This window comes from Massilia sp. IC2-278 (genome assembly GCF_020708045.1).
Classification (GTDB): Bacteria; Pseudomonadota; Gammaproteobacteria; order Burkholderiales; family Burkholderiaceae_D; genus Telluria.
In genome coordinates, this window is record NZ_JAJFES010000001.1 from 656,056 (window position 1) to 675,677 (window position 19,622).

Annotated in this window: 14 protein-coding genes; 7 read left to right on the forward strand and 7 right to left on the reverse strand. The window is 67.9% G+C overall.

Translation table 11 applies throughout. From position 1 onward, the window contains the following. The first annotated feature begins 59 nt into the window (after positions 1 to 59). Positions 60 to 1,625, forward strand: coding sequence for a TerC family protein (locus LK540_RS02880; RefSeq protein ID WP_229435520.1), 1,566 nt, complete (start codon positions 60 to 62; stop codon positions 1,623 to 1,625). Between the two features lie 51 nt (positions 1,626 to 1,676). On the opposite strand, the gene LK540_RS02885 is transcribed toward LK540_RS02880, so the two are convergent. Beyond that, positions 1,677 to 1,955, reverse strand: coding sequence for a hypothetical protein (locus LK540_RS02885; RefSeq protein ID WP_229435521.1), 279 nt, complete (start codon positions 1,953 to 1,955; stop codon positions 1,677 to 1,679). A 189-nt stretch (positions 1,956 to 2,144) separates the two neighbouring features. Beyond that, the gene (locus LK540_RS02890) at positions 2,145 to 3,743 is read right to left on the reverse strand and encodes an FAD-dependent monooxygenase (protein WP_229435522.1); all 1,599 of its coding nucleotides are present in this window, start codon (positions 3,741 to 3,743) and stop codon (positions 2,145 to 2,147) included. Between the two features lie 146 nt (positions 3,744 to 3,889). Here LK540_RS02890 and LK540_RS02895 point away from each other — a divergent pair, with 146 nt between their 5' ends. The 3 genes from LK540_RS02895 to cphA (LK540_RS02905) all read left to right on the forward strand — a co-directional run bounded on the left by LK540_RS02895 (position 3,890) and on the right by cphA (LK540_RS02905) (position 9,445). Then, positions 3,890 to 5,041, forward strand: coding sequence for a 6-phosphofructokinase (locus LK540_RS02895; protein ID WP_229435523.1), 1,152 nt, complete (start codon positions 3,890 to 3,892; stop codon positions 5,039 to 5,041). 152 nt (positions 5,042 to 5,193) lie between these two features. Further along, the gene (locus LK540_RS02900; RefSeq protein ID WP_229435524.1) at positions 5,194 to 6,657 is read left to right on the forward strand and encodes an iron-containing redox enzyme family protein; all 1,464 of its coding nucleotides are present in this window, start codon (positions 5,194 to 5,196) and stop codon (positions 6,655 to 6,657) included. A gap of 142 nt (positions 6,658 to 6,799) precedes the next feature. Beyond that, positions 6,800 to 9,445, forward strand: coding sequence for a cyanophycin synthetase (gene cphA / locus LK540_RS02905; RefSeq protein WP_229435525.1), 2,646 nt, complete (start codon positions 6,800 to 6,802; stop codon positions 9,443 to 9,445). Positions 9,446 to 9,842: 397 nt separating this feature from the next. On the opposite strand, the gene cphA (LK540_RS02910) is transcribed toward cphA (LK540_RS02905), so the two are convergent. The 4 genes from cphA (LK540_RS02910) to LK540_RS02925 all read right to left on the reverse strand — a co-directional run bounded on the left by cphA (LK540_RS02910) (position 9,843) and on the right by LK540_RS02925 (position 14,837). Continuing rightward, positions 9,843 to 12,434: a cyanophycin synthetase gene (cphA, locus tag LK540_RS02910; protein ID WP_229435526.1), complete on the reverse strand. Its 2,592-nt coding sequence runs from the start codon at positions 12,432 to 12,434 to the stop codon at positions 9,843 to 9,845. Continuing rightward, positions 12,431 to 13,312, reverse strand: coding sequence for a cyanophycinase (locus LK540_RS02915; protein WP_229435527.1), 882 nt, complete (start codon positions 13,310 to 13,312; stop codon positions 12,431 to 12,433). The genes cphA (LK540_RS02910) and LK540_RS02915 overlap by 4 nt, the downstream gene beginning before the upstream one ends. Beyond that, positions 13,313 to 14,221 (reverse strand): isoaspartyl peptidase/L-asparaginase, encoded by a 909-nt coding sequence (locus LK540_RS02920; protein WP_229435528.1) that lies wholly within the window; start codon positions 14,219 to 14,221, stop codon positions 13,313 to 13,315. A gap of 160 nt (positions 14,222 to 14,381) precedes the next feature. Further along, positions 14,382 to 14,837, reverse strand: a complete 456-nt coding sequence (locus LK540_RS02925; protein WP_229435529.1) for a DUF2244 domain-containing protein — start codon at positions 14,835 to 14,837, stop codon at positions 14,382 to 14,384. Positions 14,838 to 15,017: 180 nt separating this feature from the next. Between LK540_RS02925 and LK540_RS02930 the strand changes: the two genes are divergently transcribed. The 3 genes from LK540_RS02930 to LK540_RS25295 all read left to right on the forward strand — a co-directional run bounded on the left by LK540_RS02930 (position 15,018) and on the right by LK540_RS25295 (position 18,576). Next, entirely contained in the window at positions 15,018 to 16,286 is a 1,269-nt protein-coding gene (locus tag LK540_RS02930; RefSeq protein ID WP_229435530.1) for an Hsp70 family protein, read from the forward strand. Positions 16,287 to 16,307: 21 nt separating this feature from the next. Then, positions 16,308 to 16,955, forward strand: a complete 648-nt coding sequence (locus LK540_RS02935; protein ID WP_229435531.1) for a PolC-type DNA polymerase III — start codon at positions 16,308 to 16,310, stop codon at positions 16,953 to 16,955. 229 nt (positions 16,956 to 17,184) lie between these two features. Then, the gene (locus LK540_RS25295; RefSeq protein WP_229435532.1) at positions 17,185 to 18,576 is read left to right on the forward strand and encodes a tetratricopeptide repeat protein; all 1,392 of its coding nucleotides are present in this window, start codon (positions 17,185 to 17,187) and stop codon (positions 18,574 to 18,576) included. Between the two features lie 96 nt (positions 18,577 to 18,672). Here LK540_RS25295 and LK540_RS02945 read toward each other — a convergent pair whose 3' ends face one another. Continuing rightward, a complete protein-coding gene (locus LK540_RS02945) occupies positions 18,673 to 19,599 on the reverse strand; it encodes a hypothetical protein (RefSeq protein WP_229435533.1) in 927 nt (308 codons plus the stop codon). Positions 19,600 to 19,622: the final 23 nt, after the last annotated feature.

Genomic DNA, 19,622 nt, shown 5'->3' on the forward strand with positions numbered 1-19,622 from the left:
GACCCGCAAGCCGCAAGATCATTACAATCGGGCATCCAATCACAAGCGGGGCAGGCACCATGGAATGGCTATCCGATCCGAACATCTGGGTGGGTTTCCTGACCCTCGTCGTGCTCGAGATCGTCCTCGGCATCGATAACCTGATCTTCATCGCCATCCTGGCCGAAAAGCTGCCGCCGCACCAGCGCGACAAGGCGCGCCTGCTGGGCCTGACCCTGGCCATGCTGATGCGCCTGGGCCTCCTGACCATGATTTCCTGGATCGTGTCACTGACCGAGCCCCTGTTCACGGTCGGCAGCATGGCATTCTCCGGGCGCGACCTGATCCTGCTGCTGGGCGGGCTGTTCCTGCTGTTCAAGGCGACCATGGAGCTGCACGAGCGGGTCGAAGGCAAGACCCAGCTGCACGCTGGTCCGACCGAGTTCGCCGCCTTCGGCGTGGTGGTGGCCCAGATCATCGCGCTCGACGCCGTGTTCTCGCTCGATTCGGTGATCACGGCGGTCGGCATGGTCGACTCGCTCGGCGTCATGATGGCGGCGGTGGTGGTGTCGATGGGCGTGATGCTGTTCGCCTCGAAGCCGCTGACGCGCTTCGTGAACGCCCACCCGACCGTGGTGGTGCTGTGCCTGAGCTTCCTCCTGATGATCGGCCTGTCGCTGATCGCCGAGGGCTTCGGCTTCCATATTCCGAAGAGCTACCTGTACGCGGCGATCGGCTTCTCGGTACTGATCGAAGCCCTGAACCAGCTGGCGCGGCGCAACTTCGCGAAGCACCAGGCGCATTTGCCGCTGCGCGAGCGTACCGCCGAAGCCGTGCTGCGCCTGCTCGGGGCGACGCCGGGTGCGGCATCCGGCGCCGCCTCGCCGGCCCAGGATGCGCCGCGCGACGACGCCTTCGAGCCGGAAGAGCGGCACATGGTCAGCGGCGTGCTGAGCCTGTCGCAGCGCTCGATCCGCTCGATCATGACCAACCGCGCCGATATCTCCTGGATCGACCTGGAGGCCGACGCGGCCACCATCCGCACCCAGCTGCTCGACACCCCGCACGGCTTCTTCCCCGTGTGCCGGGGCGAACTCGACGACATCGTCGGCGTGGCGCGCGCCAAGGACCTGATGGCGGACCTGACCCACGCCGGCAGCATCGACCCGGCCCACGTGCGCCCGCCCATCATCGTGCCCGACGCCAGCGGCGTGCTGCAGGTGATGGACACGCTGAAGCGCTCGCATGGGCAGGTGGTGTTGATCGCCGACGAGTACGGCACTATCCAGGGCCTGGTGACGCCGATCGACATCCTGGAAGCGATCGCCGGCGAATTCCCCGACGAGGACGAACTGCCGGTGGTGCGCGAGGAAGGCCAGGACCGCTGGCGCGTGGACGGCAGCGCCGATCTGCACTACCTGGAGCAGGTGCTCGGCACCGACGCCCTGGTCAGCGAGAACGACGACTACACCTCGCTCGCCGGCTTCATGCTGGAACGCTTCGGCACGCTGCCGGAAGTCGGGCAGGCGGTCGAACTCGACAACCTGCGCTTCGAGGTGGCCGAGGTGCTCGACCGGCGCATTGCCACGGTGCTGGTCACGCGCAGCAGGCCGCCGCAGCGGCAGGCGCGGGCGTCGCAGGGTTGAGGCGCAGTCCCGGCCCCGCCCGACACGGCCCGACCGGCCCGGCCTTGCCGCTCAGACCGGAATGGTCGAGGTGCCGCCGGCCACCGAGCCGTAGTTCTGCAAATCCTTGAACGGCAGGCGGCGCTCGTTCAGGGCGGCCAGGATGGTGGCCAGCTGCTCCTCGTTCGGGGAGATGTAGACGATCACCTGGTCGACTTCGTTTTCCCAGTAGGGCGTATAGGGCACGCCGGTTTCGGGCATGACCTTGGCGACGAAGCTGCCGTCCTGGAGTTCGGCGAAGACGGTGACGAGGAAGGCGGATGTGGTGCTGTTGTTGACGGTGAGATCCATGGTGCTCCAATGCTGGTTGACGAATGGGGCCGGCGCGCGCGTTGCGTGCCGCAGGCGGGCGCCCGCTGCGGCCTTATCTTCCGCGCAATCGCGGCTGGGCGGCGCAGCTTTGCCGCTCGTCAATTCACGGCGGCGTGCGCCCGCGGCGGACGCCTGCGCCGGCAGCCACGGCCAGGAAACAGTTCGCTACTAACGGTGCAGCGTCAGCGCGTTCGCGCGCAGGTATTCGTCGAGCGCGCCGATGGCCGGCGTGCCGGCCGCCAGCCCGACATAGGTGTCCGGCCGCAGCAGGTAGATGGCGTCGCGCGCCAGGCCGGCGTGGGCGCAGGCGTCGTTCCATGCGAACTGGCGCAGCGTTACCCGCTGCCGGTCGCACCACTGCATCAGCTCGGGCTGCGCCTGCCCGTACACGTGGGCCTGCCAGCCCGGCCTGGGCAGCGGCGCGTAGTTGTCGGCAGCGGTGCTTGCCACATTGCTGGCCACGTTGTCAGCCACATCGTCGGCCGCCTTGCCGGACCCTGCATCGCCGTCCGCAAACCGCACCCAGGGCAGGCGGTCGCCGCCATGGGTCCTGCCGGCCGTGCCCGCGTTCAGCGGCGCGTGGCGGTAGTGGATCACGGTCTGCGAAATCGTGCGGAAGAAATACTCGCGCGTGAACGGCAGCCTGGCCAGGAGCGGCAGCAGGCGCGGCGCCACGCCGGTGCGCACGATCTCGGCCACCGGGCCGTCGGCGGTGATGAAGCTGAACACGCGGTCGGTCGTGTCGACCAGGCGCCGCGCAAAGGGCAGGCGCTCGGCCTCGTAGCTGTCGAGCAGGGCGTCGGGGGCGCGGCCCTGGACCACGGCGGCCAGTTTCCAGGCCAAATTGATGGCGTCGCCGATGCCGGTGTTCATGCCCTGGCCGCCGGCCGGGCTGTGGATGTGGCCGGCGTCGCCGACCAGGAAGGCGCGCCCGCGACGGAAGCGCTCGGCCACGCGGTGGTGCACGCGGTAGGTCGAGAACCAGTTCAGCTTGTGCACGCTGATCATCAGGTTGTCGATGGCGCGCCCGCTGACGTCGGCAAACGTCAGGTTTTCCGCATGCTCGGCGCGCTCGTCGCGCACGGTGCCGACCAGGCGTCCGGCGCCGCGCGGCGCCGTGGCGAACACGGCCAGGATGTCGGACTCGTCGAGGTCGATGTTCAGTTCGCCGTTCAGGGCCGGGCTCTCGCCCTCGATGTCGGCCACGTAGAACACCTGGCGGTAGGTGCCGCCGGGGAAGCCGGCGCCGATGATCTCGCGCACCTTCGAACGCGCGCCGTCGCAGCCGACGATGTAGCGCGCCTCGCACTGCTCCTCGTTGCCGGCGGCGTTGCGCAGCTGGGCCACGACCGCGTCGCCGTCTTCGCGGAAGCCTTCGAGCCTGCACTGCCGCTCGACCTGCACGCCGGCGTCCTGCAGGCGCCCGCACAGCATGCGCTCGTGGCGGTCCTGCGGGTAAATTTGCAGGAAGGGGTAGGGCGTGACGCCGGCGCCGATGGCGCCCAGTTCGATGCGCGCCTTGTGCTCGCCCTCGGCCCAGACGTTGAAGGCCTCGACCGCGTAGCCCTGGTCGAGCACGGGCAGGGCGAGGTCGAGCTGGCGGTAGAGTTCGAGCGTGCGCGCCTGCACCGCCAGCGCGCGCGAGGTGGTGCCGGGGCCGGCGGCTGCATCGACGATGCGCACGTCGACGCCCATGCGGTTCAGCCACAGCGCCAGCACCAGGCCGCTGGGGCCGGCGCCGACGATCAACACCTGGGATTGGGTCATCGCATACCTCCGTCGGGAACGCCAGATGAGGACGGCGGTCTGCCGGCTCTTCATCAGCTTAGACACTCAGGCACTGCACCTGAGTTCCCGCGAGCGTGCACCGTGCCTTGACGAGGCCATGCTAACCTCGGCCCGGGACCAGGGCAATGGAGGCGAGCCTGACGACGGATGTACCGACAAGCGAGCATCGTGCTGGCGCCATCGCCCGCATCGGCGTGCTCACCGGCGGCGGCGACGCGCCCGGCCTGAACGCCGTGATCCGCTCGGTAGTGCTGGCCGCCCTCGGGCGAGGCTGGGAATGCCACGGCATCCGCGACGGCTTCAATGGCCTGCTGGCGCCCGACACCTGCGCCGGCGCGCCGGTGCAGCGCCTCACCGCCGAGGATGTACACGCCATCGGCCACCTCGGCGGCACCATCCTCGGCAGCACGAACCGCGGCAGTCCCCTGCGCTACCCGACCCGCCAGCCCGACGGCAGCCTGGCCGAACAGGACCGCACCGAAGAGGTCGTGCGCCTGTGCCGCGAGCGCGGGCTGGACGCGCTGGTCGTGATCGGCGGCGACGGCTCGATGGGCATCGCCGACGCCCTCTACCTGCGCGGCCTGCGCGTGGTCGGCGTGCCGAAAACCATCGACAACGACCTGGCCCACACCTTTTCCACCTTCGGCTTCGATACCGCCGTCGGCTTCGCCACCGACTGCATCGACCGCCTGCACACCACCGCGCACAGCCAGCACCGGGTGATGGTGGTCGAGGTGATGGGGCGCTATGCCGGCTGGATCGCCCTGCATGCGGGCATCGCCGGCGGCGCCCACGCGATCCTGATCCCGGAAATCCCCTACGACATCGGCAGCGTCGCCGCCGCCATCGCCCGGCGCGAGCGGACCGGCCACCATCATTCGGTAGTCGTGGTGGCCGAGGGCGCCCGGCCGCTGGCGGGGCAGCGCAGCGTGCAGGCGGCGGCCGCAGCCGGGCGGGCGGAGCGCCTCGGCGGCATCGGCGCCCAGGTCGAGGCCGAACTGGCGGCGTTGACCGGCAAGGAGTGCCGCAGCGTCGTGCTTGGCCACCTGCTGCGCGGCGGCAGTCCCTCGGCTTTTGACCGCGTCTGCGCGTCGCGTTTCGGCGCCGCGGCGGTGCGCGCGCTGGCAGACGGGCAGGCCGGTGTCATGGTCGCGCTCGGCTGGAAAGCCATCGACCTGGTGCCCTTGGCCCAGGTTGCCGGGCGCACCAAGACCGTGCAGGTGGACGGCGACACGGTGGCCACTGCCCGCGAATTGGGCATTTCGCTCGGGGATTGAACTGAAATCAGGCATAAAAATGCTCCACGTTAACATTTTTATACTTTTGTAATCCCTGTCTTACACCTTGGGAGCACGCGTGCCGATTCACCTTGAATAGCCCAGTCTGGATAATTCTGGTAATCAATCAACAAGAACCGGACCCGCATTCCATGACGCCTTCGTACGTTACCGATGTTCCTGAAGTCGCCCGCGCCAGCGCTGCCGCCCACCAGGTGGCAACGCCAGCCAAGGACCTGTATTTCGCGCTCCAGGCCGACCCGCTGGGCAATGCCCGCGCCGCCGAAGCCTTCCTGCGCGAACAGATCGCCGCCGTCCAGGCCATTCCCGCCGACCTGCCGCCCACGCTGGCGCAACTGCCGGCCTGGATCCAGGCCCGCACCGACGCCGTCGGCCTCGAATACCGCGATTACCTGAGTGCACGCAAGGCCGGCGCCCCGCGCCGCTACTTCGGCAACCGCGCCCATGCCCTGAACTTCCTGAAAGCCGCCGCGCCGACCAAGCTGGTCGACGGCGCCTGGCTGTACGGCATGCTGCGCCACTGGGACAACCCGGACTTCCACCCGCTGATCAAGACCTACCTCGAAGAGCTGGGCGAAGGCGTGCCGGACAAGAACCACGTCACGATCTACCGCAAGCTGCTGGCTACCCACGGCTGCGAAGGCTGGGAGCAACTGAGCGACAACCATTTCCTGCAAGGCGCAATCCAGCTGGCCCTGGGCCACAGCGGCGACCGCTTCCTGCCGGAGATCATCGGCTACAACCTCGGCTACGAGCAGCTGCCGCTGCACCTGCTGATCACGTCCTACGAGCTGAACGAATTCGGCATCGACCCGTATTACTTCACGCTGCACGTGACGGTCGACAACGCCGCCAACGGCCACGCCCAGAAAGCCGTGCAGGCCCTGGTCGATCTGATGCCGCGCGTGGGCGACCGCGCCGAGTTCTACCGCCGCGTGCTCGACGGCTACCGCCTGAACGAACTCGGCGCCAGCACGAATTCCGTGATCGCCGACTTCGACATCCAGGACGAGCTCGTCGACATCCTGGTGCAAAAGGCGGTGGTCGGCAAGAACATGCACTCGGACTACTGCCGCGTTGCCGGCCGCTCGGTGAACGACTGGCTGGCCGTGCCGGCGCAGGTGCCGGCTTTTCTCTCGGCCCTGGAAAGCGCCGGCTGGATCAAGCGCGGCGAAGACGTGGAGAACAGCCGCTTCTGGCGCCTGATCCATGGTGAGCGCGCCGAGATGTTCGGCGTGTTCAGCGCCTACGAGCAGCAGGTGCTGAAGGACTGGATCCTGACCGCACCCGACGGAAAAGAAGGGGGCAAGGAGCCGCGCATGCTGACCCACCGCGCCCGCCAGCGCACCATGGACAACCTCGGCCAGCACCAGGACCGCAGCAGCAGCTTCCCCGAGCGCGGCCTGATCCGCCGCCGCGCCGGCCGCGACCTCGAAACCGACAACGAACTGGCCCTGCTCGAACAGCAGGTGGCCGACGCCGCCGGCAAGCAGGAAGCGATGCAGCTGCTGGGCGAGCTGATGTCGCCGGCCCATCACCACAGCGCGGCCGGCCTGATGGCCACCCGCATGTACACCAAGCTGCTCGACATTTAAGCGCTTGTACCTTTTCGGCAGCCGGTGCGCCCACTGGGAGCGTACCGGCTGTCTCTGTATCCGCAGCACCGAACACGTTTTACTGCAGCAGCATCGACCGCATCACATCACCATACTAATTAGAGAACGATAGGGACATCCCGTGCATATCCTCGAACAACGATTCCTTCGTGGCCCCAACCTCCACGCCGATACCCCCTGCCTGCTGAGCGTCATCGACCTGGAAGACCTGTACGGCGTTTCCTCGAAAGACATCCCCGGCTTCAACGACGCGCTGCTGGCCATGCTGCCTTCGCTGCACGGCCAGCTGCTGCCGACCGGCCAGCCCGGCGGCTTCGCCCAGCGCCTGCGCGCCGGCACCTACCTGGCGCGCGTGGTCGAGCAGGTCACGCTCACCCTGCAATCGATGGCAGGTCCGACCGTCGGTTATGGCCGCACGCGGCCCAGCGCCGGCCGTCCCGGCCAGTTCCGCATCGTCGTCCAGTACGCCATCGAGAAGCTGGCCGAGCCATCCTTCCAGCTGGCGGTCGACCTGGTCACGGCGCTGGCGCTGGGGGCGCAGTCAGATCAACCTTTCGATATCGACAGCCGCCTGAAGGAACTGCGTTCGCTCGGCTCGCGCTATGCCATCGGCACCAGCACCGCAGCCGTGCTGGCCGCCGCCCACGAGCGCGGCATCCCGACTTCGCGCATCACCGACGATGCGAACCTGTTCCAGCTCGGCTGGGGCTCGAAGCAGAAGCGCCTGCAAGCCACCACCACCGGCGACACCAGCTACGTCGCCGTGAAGATCGCCAGCGACAAGCAATTGACCAAGGCCCTGCTGATGGAAGCCGGCGTGCCGGTGCCGGAAGGCGCCACCGTCACCACGGTGGAAGAAGCCCAGCGCGTCGCGCGCCGCGTCGGCAAGCCGGTCGCCATCAAGCCGCTCGACGGCAACCAGGGCAAGGGCGTGACCACCAACTGCGCCACGCCGGAAGAAGTGGCCAAGGCCTTTGAATTCGCGCGCCAGTACGGCCGCAAGATCATCGTCGAACGCTCTGTCGAAGGCCGCGACTACCGCGTGCTGGTGGCCGGCGGACGGATTGCCGCCGCCTCGTTCCGCCGCCCGGCGCACGTGATCGGCGACGGCGTCAGCACCATCACCGAACTGGTCGAGATCGAGAACCAGAACCCGGCGCGCGGCAGCGGCCACAGCAACGTGCTGACCCGCCTCGCGCTCGACGCCCACGCCGAGGACATGCTGCGCCGCCAGGGTTACACGCCGGACGCCGTGCCGGCCCAGGGCGTGTGCGTGGAACTGCGCAGCAACGCCAACCTGTCCACCGGCGGCACCGCCGAAGACGTGACCGACTTGCTGCCCGAAACCACGCGCGCCCTGTGCGTGCGCGCCGCCAGCAAGATCGGCCTCGACGTGGCCGGCATCGACATTGTCTGCCAGGACATCTCGCAGCCGCTGGACGAGCAGGGCGGCGCCGTCATCGAAGTGAATGCCGCGCCGGGCATCCGCATGCACCAGCATCCGAGCAAGGGCGAGCCGCGCGACGCCGGCGAAGCCATCGTCGACGGCCTGATGGGGCCATCGAACGGCCGCATTCCGGTGGTCGCCGTGACCGGCACCAACGGCAAGACCACCACCACCCTGATGATCGCCCACGCCGCGCGCGTGGCGGGCCTGGGCACGGGCGTGACCACCACCGAGGGCGTGTTCGTCAACGGCAAGCGCCTGGTGAAGGGCGACTGCACCGGCTACTGGTCGGCGCGCACCGTGCTCTCGGCGCCGGACGTCGACTTCGCCGTGCTGGAAACGGCGCGCGGCGGCATCCTGAAGCGCGGCCTGGCTTTTGATCAGTGCGACGTCGGCGTGGTGCTGAACGTCTCGCCGGACCACCTGGGCCTGGACGGCGTCGAGACCATCGAGGACCTGGCGCAGGTGAAAGCCGTGGTCGCTTCGTCGGCCGCGCGCGCGGTGGTGCTCAATGCCGAGGACGCGCTGTGCGTGTCCATGGTGCGCCGCGCCAAGCCAGGCGCCGAAGTCGTGTTCTTCTCGATGGAGCCGGAAAACCCGATCCTGCTCAAGCACATCGAGGATGGCGGCCGCGCGACCTACTTCCAGGACAATGCCATCGTGGTTGCCGACGGCAGCCGCCAGCAAGAACTGATGCGCGTCGAAGCCATGCCCGCCAGCTATGGCGGCCGCGCGCGCTACAACATCGCCAACGCCCTGGCGGCCGCGGCGGCGCTGATGGCTTCGGGCTTCTCGAACACGCAGATCGCGGCCGGGCTGTCGACCTTTGTTTCGGACAGCAAGACCAACCCGCTGCGCACCAACGTGTTCGACGTGCGCGGCGTGACCGTGATCGTCGACTACGCGCACAATGCGGCGGCCTACGCGGCCCTGGCCGAAATGGCACGCGCGCTGCTGCCGGGGCAGCTGGTCGGCATCGTCACCGCGCCGGGCGACCGCCGCGACAGCGACCTGATCCAGATCGGGGAAGTGTGCGGCGAGCGTTTCGACGAGCTGGTGGTGTACGAATCGCAAAGCCGCGGGCGTCCGGTGGGCGGGGCGGTGGACTTGATCATCCAGGGCGCCGAGAACGTGGTCGGGCCGTCGGATACGCTGCACCGCGAGATCGAGGTGGACAAGGCGATCCGGCATGGCCTGAGCCTGTGCACGGCGGGCGACGTGCTGGTGTTTGCGTGCGGGTCGTCGCTGCAGGTGTTCATCGACGCGCTGCGCGTGGATGATCCGGAAAGTGCGGACCGGATCGCGGCGCAGGCAATTTAAACACTTCAGTTTCGTATCGAATAGGCTCCGGAAACGGAGCCTTTTGTTTTTGTAGGGTGGACCGGGCCACGAAAGGCACCTGTGTCCACGCGGTCGTACCGGAGATCAGCCCTACGGCATGAAAGCGGACGGGCATGCCGAACAATCCCATCGGTCTTCGGGAGCAGCGCCGATGATCGATCGATGAGACCGCGTGGACACAGGTGTCCACCCTACGAACCGACGGCGGTCCGGTGGGGACGAGTCCCCACCCTACAGGCGGGAGGTAGGGTGGGGACTCGTCCCCACCACAACCCACCCCGAATATTCACGACACGCCCCGCACGGCCGCGCCACATCCGCTCGGCCAAAAAAAAGCGGCCCCGCAGGGCCGCCGTCACTCTCTCATGTCGAGATATTACACCGCTTCCGCCTCGATCCGGCGCGCGATTTCCGGCCTGGTCGGCCGCAGCGCCTCGGTCAGCTCGGAGATCGACGAGCCGCAGCCGAACACCAGCACATCCCCCGGCTGGCACAGGGCCAGGCCGGCGCGGATCGCCTTGTGCACATCCAGCTCGCACTGCAGATGGTCGCCTGCGATGCGTCCCAGGCGCGCGCCCTGCACCAGCAGCTCGGCCACGCTGCCCGCCGCACGGCCGCGGTTCTCGGTCTCGTACACCACCAGCTCGTCGAAGCCGGCGGCGCAGGTGCGGCCGATGTCGACCAGGTCGGCATCGCGCCGGTCGCCGGGCGCCGCCACCACGCCCACCACGCGTCCCGGCGTCATCGCGCGCGCGGTCTCGGCCAGGGCCGCATAGGCCGCGCAGTTGTGCGCGTAATCGACGATCACGGTCACGCCATCCACGTCGAACAGGTTCGAGCGCAGCGGGTTGTGCTTGCTGTCGGAGACGAAGCTGCGCATGCCGGCCACGATCTCGGCGTTGCCGAAGCCCGAAGCGGCCAGCGCCGCGGTCGCCGCCAGGGCGTTCGCGATGTTGTAGCGCGCGCAGCCGTTCAGCGACACCGGCATCTGGCGCACGTCGACCAGGGCCTCGTGGCGCGCGCCGGTGGCCAGCACCACGGTATTGTCCTGCAGGTAGACGCCGCGTCCGCCCGATTCCAGGTGGCGCAGCAGGACCGGATTGTCGGCATCGAGCGCGAAATACAGCACCTCGACGTCGGCCTGCAGGTCCTTCGCCATCGCGACGCAATAGTCATCCTCGGCATTCAGCACCACGGCGCGCGAGGCGCGCTGGGCCACCACCGCCTTGACCTTTGCCAGTTCCTCGACGGTGTCGACGCCGTCCAGGCCCAGGTGGTCGCTGGAGACGTTCAGCACCACCGACACGTCACACTTGTCGTAGGCCAGGCCACGCTTCAGGATGCCGCCGCGCGCCGTTTCCAGCACCGCGAAGTCGACTTCCGGCGAGGTGAGGAGGGCGCGTGCCGAGCGGTAGCCGGTGCAGTCTCCCTCCATGATGCGCTGGCCGTCGATGTACACGCCAGCGGTGGTGGTGACGCCGGTGCGCTGGCCGGTCAGGCGCGCGGTGTGGGCGATCAGCAGCGAAGTCGTGGTCTTGCCGTTGGTGCCGGTCACGGCGACGGTCGGGATGCGGCCGTCGTCCTGCCCGAACAGGGCCTCGACGATGGCGGCACCGGCGTCGCGCGGGGTGCCGCGGCTCGGGTACTGGTGCATGCGGATGCCAGGCGCGGCGTTCACTTCGATGATGCCGCCCTTTTGCTCGCGCAGCGGCTGCGCGATGTCCTGGCAGATCACGTCGATGCCGGCCACGTCCAGGCCGATGGTGCGCGCGGCGCGGATGCAGATGTCGCGGGTTTCCTCTGGCAGCAGATCGGTCACGTCTTCGGCGGTGCCGCCGGTCGACAGGTTGGCGTTGCCGCGCAAGTCGACCGAGACGCCGGCCGGCAGCACCGAGTCGAACTCGTAGCCTTGCTTGGACAGGATCGCGGACGCCAGCGCGTCCATCGGGATCTTGGTCAGGATATTGGTATGGCCTTCGCCGCGTGCCGGGTTCAGGTTTTCAAGCTCGACCAGTTCGCGCACGGTCGACTTGCCGTCGCCGGTGACGCAGGGCGGACGGCGCCACGAGGCGGCGGCGATCTTGTTCCCGGTGACCAGCACGCGGTAGTCGCGACCTTCCAGGAATGCCTCGACGATCACGTGGCGGCTGTACTTGCGCGCATGTTCAAAAGCGCGCTCGACTTCTTCCGGCGTGGCGCAGACCGTGGTCACGCCCTTGCCCTGGTTGGCGTCGAGCGGCTTGATGGTGGCAGGGCCGTTCAGGCGGCGCGCCACGCGCTGGGCTTCAGCCAGCGAGGTGACGGTGGCGCCGGCCGGGACCGGGCAGCCGGCCTGCTCTAACAGGGTCTTGGTCAGCTGCTTGTCGCTGGCGATGCCGACCGCGATGGAATTGGTGGCGCCGGTGATCGTCGCCTGCAGGCGCTTCTGGCGGCTGCCCCAGCCCAGCTGGAACAGATTCGCTTCGTCGGTGATGCGCAGGCTCGGGATGCCGCGCCGTTGCGCTGCCGTGACCACGGCGCCGGTGCTGGTGCCGATCGCATAGTCTTCGGCGACTTCGTGCAGTTCGGCCACGGCGGCGGCGAGGTCGAATTCCTTGTCGGCCTGCAGGGCCTCGATCAGGTCGAGCGCCACGTTCAGCGCGGCGCCTGCCACCTGCTCGGTGCGGTAGCCGCAGACGGCACGGCGCGCGCCTTCGTTGCGCGCAACTTCCAGCGTCTGGCTGAAATCGGCCGGCGCGCCGGCCAGGCGCTGCAGTTCCATGACGACCGGCTCGACGGCGTCGGCGGCGCAGGTGAGGGCCGCCAGGCGTGCCGAGGCTTCGGGACTCAGGTCCGGCAGCAGGGCCACCAGGCGTGCAACCAGGCCGGGTGCGGCCTCGGCGCCGGCGGTGTCGATCACCGCCATCAGGCAGGGAGCTGCGCTGTACAGATTGGGGCCGCGCAGGAAGCGTTTTTCGATGATTCTCATGAGATCGTGGTCCGTTTCGTTACATTTTCAAGAAATTCTTGCAGCGAGCGTGGCATCGGCTTGGCTTCCTCGCCTTCCTCGGGCAGGTGGTAGCTGCTGCCGGCGGGCAGCAGGTGCAGGCGCACGTCGATCAGTTCCGGCGTATCGCGCTCGCGGATGTCGGCCATGTTGGTGAGCATGGTGCGGCCGTCGACCACGGTGACCGAGCCTTCGCCCAGCACCTCGATGCCCCGCCCGCGCTCGACCACCAGGGCGGTGTCTTCGTCGATGCCGATGCCCATCAGGTACGGGTTCTGGGCCACCGCCGACAGCAGGCGCGCCAGGCGCTGGCGCTCCGAGAAGTGCTGGTCGATCACCACCTTGTGCAGGAAGCCCAGGCCGGCGCCCATGTGCACCGCGCCCTTCTCGGGCAGCAGGTCGGTCTTGCCCTGGGTGAGCATGTGGCCCGACATCGCCGAGGCGCCGGCGCTGGTGCCGCCGATGCAGGCGCCGCGCACTTTCAGGGCGGTGTGCATCTCGGCGTCGAGCGCGGTGCCGCCGATGATCGCCATCAGGCGCTTCTGGTCGCCGCCGGTCATGAAGATGCCGTCGGCCTCGGCCACCATGCGCACCTTCTCTTCGTCGTTGGCGTCCTGGCGCGATTCGAGCGACAGGTGCGAACGCTGGCGCACGCCGAGGTCGCCGAAGGCCTGGTCGTAGATGTCCCACATGTCGTCGGCGATCTTGCTGGCCGCGGTGATGACGACGATGCGGGCGTTCTCGCCGCCCGCCAGTTCGACGAAGCGGGTCAGGATTTCCTTGCGGTGTTCGCGGTCTTCATGGCCGCCGATGATGACGAGGTGGCCGTGCTTTGCAGTCTGGTGGGGTTCGGTTTTCATTTAGTCTTCGATTTTTGCGGTTGGCATGGTCTTGTTGCTGCACGAGCCGGCCTCGTTCTTCGTCACGGCGATCAGGCCGATGTCGACCTCCTTGTCGAAGAGGTCGATGCCGCGCTGCAGCGCCTGCTGCAGCGGCATGCCGGCTTCGATCCAGCCGTAGACGGTGCGGGCCAGCATGTGGCGCACGATGTGTTCGCCGATGCCGGTGGCGGCGATCGCGCCGTGCGTGCCGGCATAGAAGCCGGCGCCGACGATGGCGGTGTCGCCCACGCGGCCCAGCAGCGAGGGCGCCGAGCCGCCGGTGGAGCCGGCCACGGCGAAGTGGCCGTCCGGCGTGCGCACCACGGCGCCGACGGTGTCGCAGGCCTTCGAAGGCGGCAGCTGCAGCGGTGTCTTGTAGTTCCAGAAGCGGTCGAACATGCGGTTGCCGACGCCGGGCATGACCGGCACCGAGCCGGCCAGCTGGCACAGCAGCTCGCGGTGCTTTTCGCGCTGGTCGTCGGAGATCGGCCTGGCATGCGGCAGGCCGATTGCGCGTGCGAAGCGCTCGGCGCCTTCGCCGGCCAGCAGCACATGCGGGGTGTCGGAGATGGCGCGCGCCAGCAGTACCGGGTTGCGCACGTCGCGCACGGCCGCGACCGCGCCCAGGCGCCCGCGCGTATCCATGATCGAGGCGTCCATTTCGACCGTCGAGCCGTCCAGGCACAGCACCGAGCCGGTGCCGGCATTGAAGCGCTCGTCTTCTTCGAAGACCACGACGGCGGCAATCGCCGCGTCGAGCGCGTCGCCGCCGGCCAGGAAGCGCGCATGGCCGTCCTTGGCGGCGCGTTCGGCGCCGTCGGTCAGGTCCAGCGGTTCGCCGGCGCCGCCATGGGTCACGATGGCGAAGCCGCCTTGGGTGTTCTGCATGTTCCGTCTTCCTCTCTGTTTTCTTGTAATGCCTCGGCGCTCGTGACGCGTGGCATATCTAAGACAGGATTATGCAAAACGGGATAGAAAACACCTATCGGTTGCCCAGCCGTGACAATGTAAGATGAAACTTACAAGGAAGACAACTTGTTGATGAAAATCACAACAGACCGCTGCGGATCGCCTGTTTCAGCTCGCGCGCAACTTGCGTGCGCATGGCTTCGGATACGTAGGCGCCGAGTTGCACGCGCCGGCCGTGCGACTCGAGTTCGATGAGTTTACGTTCGCGCGGGGCGGGCGGCAGGATGCGGGTCCAGTAAGGGTCGAGGCGGATTTCCTCGCGCCGGCCGGCATCCCAGCGTTCGACCAGCAGGCAGCCTTCGTCCAGCACGATGGTCTCGACGTCGAGCGCGTGGCGCGCGTAATACAGCAGCGCCATGCCGACCGCCGTCATCTCGACCAGGGCAAAGGCCAGCACCATCCAGATGCCTTGCACCAGGAACACCAGGGCGATGCCGAACGAGGCCGCGCAGAGCAGGGCGTAGACGGCCGCCGACTGCCGCGGCGTCAGCGAGCAATTGCGTTTCAGGGTCCAGCGCCGGGCAAGCAAGCTCATCGCGTCTCCCGCTTTCCTTGTGGGTGCCGCAATTATAGGCAGACAGGGGCCACCGGCGGCGCGGGCCTGCACAGGGACTGGATCGCCCCGAAACGTGTTGCGCCCGCAACGCCGCGCGGCCCCGGTTCCCGGCAGCGCCTGCTTCTGGTAAAATCCCGCCCCTTCAAAAGAAAGGCAGACATGAGCAACGCATGCGGCGTCGACTTCGGCACCTCGAATTCCACGGTAGGCTGGATCGCCCCCACAACCGGCCCGGCAAACGCGCAGCGCACGCTGCTCGCCCTCGAAGACGGCAAGCCGACCCTGCCGTCGGTGGTGTTCTTCAATGCCGACGACGAAGAGGTGCGCTATGGCCGCGCCGCCCTGGCCGACTACCTGCAAGGCTATGAAGGCCGCCTGATGCGCTCGCTGAAAAGCCTGCTCGGCACCAGCCTGATGGACGGCCAGACCGAAGTGGCCGGCCGCGCGCTGCCGTTCCGCCTGCTGCTGGCCCAGTTCATCGGCGAGGTCAAGCGCCGTGCCGAGCGCCAGGCCGATCGCCCCTTCGAGCGCGCCGTGTTCGGCCGTCCGGTGTTCTTCATCGACGACAACCGCGCCGCCGACCAGTTGGCCGAGGACACCCTGGCCGAGGTGGCGAAGAGCGTGGGTTTCCGCGAGATCGCCTTCCAGTACGAGCCGATCGCCGCCGCCTTCGACTACGAGTCGCAGATCGACCGCGAGGAACTGGTGCTGATCGCCGACATCGGCGGCGGTACCTCGGACTTTTCGCTGGTGCGCCTGGGACCGGAACGCGCGAAGCAGACCGAGCGGCGCCAGGACATCCTGGCCACCGGCGGCGTGCACATCGGCGGCACCGACTTCGATAAATACCTGAGCCTGGCCACCGTGATGCCGCTGCTCGGCTACGGCAGCCTGCTGCGCTCGGGCGCCGACATCCCGTCGAGCTATTACTTCAACCTGGCGACCTGGCATACCATCAACCAGGCCTATACGCGCAAGAGCGTGGCCCAGCTGGAAGACCTGGTGCGCGACGCCCAGGAACCGGCCAGGCTGAAGCGCCTGCAGCACCTGATCGACGAGCGCGCCGGCCACTGGCTGGCGATGCAGGTCGAGGCGGCCAAGATCGGTTTGTCGGATCAAACGTCGGTGTCGCTGGCGCTCGACCGCCTGGCGCCGCCGGAAAACCTGCTGGTCGAGCGCGTGCAATTCGAAAACGCGATCGGCGGCCTGCTCGATGCCATCGACGGCACCGTGCTGCGCCTGCTGGCCGATGCCGGCCTTAAGCCGGACGCGGTCGACACCGTGTTCTTCACCGGCGGTTCGAGCGGCGTCGGCTTGTTGCGCGAACGCGTCGGCGCCCTGGTGCCGGGCGCGCGCAAGGTCGAGGGCGATCTGTTCGGCAGCATCGGCGCCGGCCTGGCCCTCGACGCGATGCGCAAATTCGGCTAAGGTTTCGGTATGCAACCGCTTATGTACCACTTTGAACGCCCCATCGTGATGCTCGACTTCGAGACCACGGGCCTGTCGCCAGCCATGGGCGACCGCATCACCGAAGTCGCGGCCCTGCGCATCGAAGGCGGGCAAGTCACCGAACGCTACGTCTCGCTGGTCAACTGCGGCGTGCGCATCCCGGCCTTCATCACCGGCCTGACCGGCATCACCCAGGAGATGGTCGACACGGCGCCGCCGGCGTCCCGCGTGGTGCCGGAACTGCTCGACTTCATCGGCGGCGACACCCTGTCGGCCCACAACGCCAGCTTCGACGAGAAGTTCCTGCTGGCCGAGGCCGAACGCCTGCAGCGCAGCTGCGGCCACGCCGGCCTGGTGTGCTCGCTGAAGCTCTCGCGCCGCGTGTTCCCGGGCATGGCCAGCTACAAGCTGGGCCAGCTCTCGCGCCAGCTCGGCATCGCCTTCCGCGGCTCCGCCCACCGGGCCGAGGCCGACGCCGAGGTCGCCGCCGACGTGCTGATCCACATCGGCCGCCACATCGCCTCGTCCTATGGACTGGAAGCGGTGGCGCCCGAGCTGCTGGTGTCGCTGAACCGGCTGGCCGCGGCCAAGGTGCCGGGCTGGCTGGACAAGTACGCCGCCGACAGGCGCGCTCTGCGCGCCGCCTGAGTCCCAAGCCTGAGCCCCGCCTGAAGAGCCCGCCGCGCAGCCGCCCGGCGGGCTTTTTTGTTTGTGCGCAGGCGGGCACGATTGCGCGCAGTCAAACTCCCGCTTTTCTCCGTCGTTAAAATTTTGCCAATACTTATCAGGTTGCCATGCGTCGGCGCGCACCTCGGCGTCCAGCCCTGCCGCGCATGAGGCAAACCACGCGTACACACGTCCAACTTCGGGAACCGGCATGAACCGCCAGAAGCTCCACCGCGAGAGCCATCAGACCTACGTGTGGTTCCGCGACGCCGCCGAGCGCGGCAATCCGTATGCCCAGTTCAATCTCGGCATCCTGTACAAGAAGGGCGAGGGCGTGGAGCGCGACGATGCCGCCGCCTTCCGCTGGCTGCGCCTGGCCGCGCTGCAGGGGCTGGCCTTTGCCCAGAACCACCTCGGCGCGATGTATTACCACGGCCGCGGCGTGGAAGCCTGCGACGCCGACAGCGCGCGCTGGTTCCGCCTCGCCGCCGACCAGGGCGACGCCTCGGCCCAGCAGAACCTCGGCCACATGTACCGCAAGGGGCGCGGCGTGGCGCAGGACCACGAGCGCGCGCTGTCCTGGTACTACCGCGCGGCCGAGCAGGGCGTGGCCAGCGCCCAGAACCTGCTCGGCGAATGCTACCTGCACGGCATGGGCGCCGCCATCAACTACCCGCTGGCCATGGCCTGGTTCCGCAAGGCCGCATTGCAGGGCGACGCCCCGGCCCAGTTGAACCTCGGCCAGATGTACCGCCGCGGGCAGGGCGTGGATGCCAGCGACACGCAAGCCCTGTACTGGTTCCGCCAGGCCGCAGCCGCCGGCGAGCGCGGCGCCCAGCGCCAGCTCGGCCTGGCCTATGCCGACGGCCTGGGCGTCAAGGCCGATTCGCGGCGCGCCCTGGCCTGGCTGCAGCGCGCCGCCAACCACGGCGACCGCGAAGCCCAGTTCATCCTCGGCACCCTGTATGCCGAAGGGCGGCACGCCGAACGCGACGAGCCGCACGCCATCGAGTGGTACACGCGCGCCGCCAGCCAGGGCCACGTCGGCGCCCAGTACAACCTGGCCAACATGTACGCGCACGGCCGCGGCGCCCCCGCCGACCCGCAGCGCGCCTTCGACTGGTACCGGCGCGCCGCCGAGCAGGGCGCGCCGAACGCCCAGTTCAACCTCGGCGTCATCTACGCCAATGGCCAGGGCGTGGAACGCGACGACGCGCGCGCCGCCCACTGGTACGGCCTCGCCGCCGGCCAGGGCGACGCCAGCGCCCAGAACAACCTGGGCGTGATGTACGCCAGCGGCCAGGGCGTGGCCCAGGACGACCGGCGCGCCGTCTACTGGTACACGCAAGCCGCCGAGCAGGGCCATGCGCTGGCCCAGTACAACCTCGGCGGCATGTACAACAGCGGCCGCGGCGTGGCGCGCGATCCGGTGCGGGCCTACATGTGGATGCTGCTGGCGGCCGATGGCGGCGATGCCACGGCGAACGTCAACAAGACGATCGTGGCACGGCGGTTGAATCCGTCGGAGATCGGGCGGGCGATCGACTTGTCGCACAAGTGGCAGCTGAGTCATCGGGAGGTGGGAGGGAGGCAAGCGCGGTAACGCGATCCATTGCGTGTCGTTGTTCGCGCCTGCGCTTGGCAAACGAATGACGAAGTTGCTGCACTGGTTTATGCTGACGCCCGCCTTTAGAAGGCGTCAGTGCGTGCAGACCAGCTGCTGTGGTTTTACCGGGTTGGGCAAGCGGCTGCATGCCCCACGCGCGATCATGATGTCCTGCGTCATATAAGACCACGTTGCGCTATCGGCCAGAGTCTGGCCATGGAAATTCTTCTGGTTAATGTCGATTCCGCGCGCAAGCAGAATGTCGAGAACTTCGGAAAACTTTTGCGGGTTGTTCCCCAGTTCGTACATCAGCTGATGCCACAGGATGCTTCCGAAATCGTTCAGCCTCTGGTCGAGTCCGCCACTTGTCACGATCAGCTTCTTCATCAGGCCATATGCGTCTGGTTCGCTGTAATAATCCGGCCGCCCGTCGATTTCAAGCGCGGTCAATGGCGTGCGCCCGTTGAGCGGTTGGACGATGTCAGCGCCGGTGTCGACCAGGGCAAGCGCCGCAGCGTAATTACGTTCGTCAATGAGGGTAATAACCTGGTTTGCGCTCGAAGCACCAGGGCGAGGCAACTCCGGCACTGGGGCAGGCGATAGCGCGGCAGTATGTTCACCCTGTGGATGTTGCGTGACAGGGGCAGCGGGCATTGTTGTATTTTCCTGATCCTGCACGACCGCTTGCATTGGGATACTTTCGGCAGCTAACTCCTCCGCTGTAGGGGTTATGCCGAAGAGCCGGGCTGCGATAACGGCAAGCACGCCAACGGCGCCGCAAACCGCGGCGCCGATTGCTGCTACCCTGAGCAGCTTGACAATCAGCTTGTACACGACAGCGGCCGTTCCCTGCAGGGCAGCCAAAATGCCTTGCAGTGCAGTGAGCACCAGCAAGATGTCGACAATGAGGACAATAGGAATCCCGGCCACGCTCGCGAAGCCGATCAGGTTAAACCCGGCAATCAATGCCCAGCGCACAAGGCGTCGGGCAAGGAATTTGGCAAAAAGATCAGCTAACATCGTCGCGTCGGAACGTGCCCTCG

Excerpts from the sequence above, each read along its gene's own strand:
- LK540_RS02880 (WP_229435520.1), top strand. The coding sequence starts at position 60 with ATGGAATGGCTATCCGATCCGAACATCTGGGTGGGTTTCCTGACCCTC.
- LK540_RS02885 (WP_229435521.1), bottom strand. The coding sequence starts at position 1,955 with ATGGATCTCACCGTCAACAACAGCACCACATCCGCCTTCCTCGTCACC.
- LK540_RS02890 (WP_229435522.1), bottom strand. The coding sequence starts at position 3,743 with ATGACCCAATCCCAGGTGTTGATCGTCGGCGCCGGCCCCAGCGGCCTG.
- LK540_RS02895 (WP_229435523.1), top strand. The coding sequence starts at position 3,890 with ATGGAGGCGAGCCTGACGACGGATGTACCGACAAGCGAGCATCGTGCT.
- LK540_RS02900 (WP_229435524.1), top strand. The coding sequence starts at position 5,194 with ATGACGCCTTCGTACGTTACCGATGTTCCTGAAGTCGCCCGCGCCAGC.
- cphA (WP_229435526.1), bottom strand. The coding sequence starts at position 12,434 with ATGAGAATCATCGAAAAACGCTTCCTGCGCGGCCCCAATCTGTACAGC.
- LK540_RS02915 (WP_229435527.1), bottom strand. The coding sequence starts at position 13,312 with ATGAAAACCGAACCCCACCAGACTGCAAAGCACGGCCACCTCGTCATC.
- LK540_RS02920 (WP_229435528.1), bottom strand. The coding sequence starts at position 14,221 with ATGCAGAACACCCAAGGCGGCTTCGCCATCGTGACCCATGGCGGCGCC.
- LK540_RS02925 (WP_229435529.1), bottom strand. The coding sequence starts at position 14,837 with ATGAGCTTGCTTGCCCGGCGCTGGACCCTGAAACGCAATTGCTCGCTG.
- LK540_RS02930 (WP_229435530.1), top strand. The coding sequence starts at position 15,018 with ATGAGCAACGCATGCGGCGTCGACTTCGGCACCTCGAATTCCACGGTA.
- LK540_RS02935 (WP_229435531.1), top strand. The coding sequence starts at position 16,308 with ATGTACCACTTTGAACGCCCCATCGTGATGCTCGACTTCGAGACCACG.
- LK540_RS25295 (WP_229435532.1), top strand. The coding sequence starts at position 17,185 with ATGAACCGCCAGAAGCTCCACCGCGAGAGCCATCAGACCTACGTGTGG.
- LK540_RS02945 (WP_229435533.1), bottom strand. The coding sequence starts at position 19,599 with ATGTTAGCTGATCTTTTTGCCAAATTCCTTGCCCGACGCCTTGTGCGC.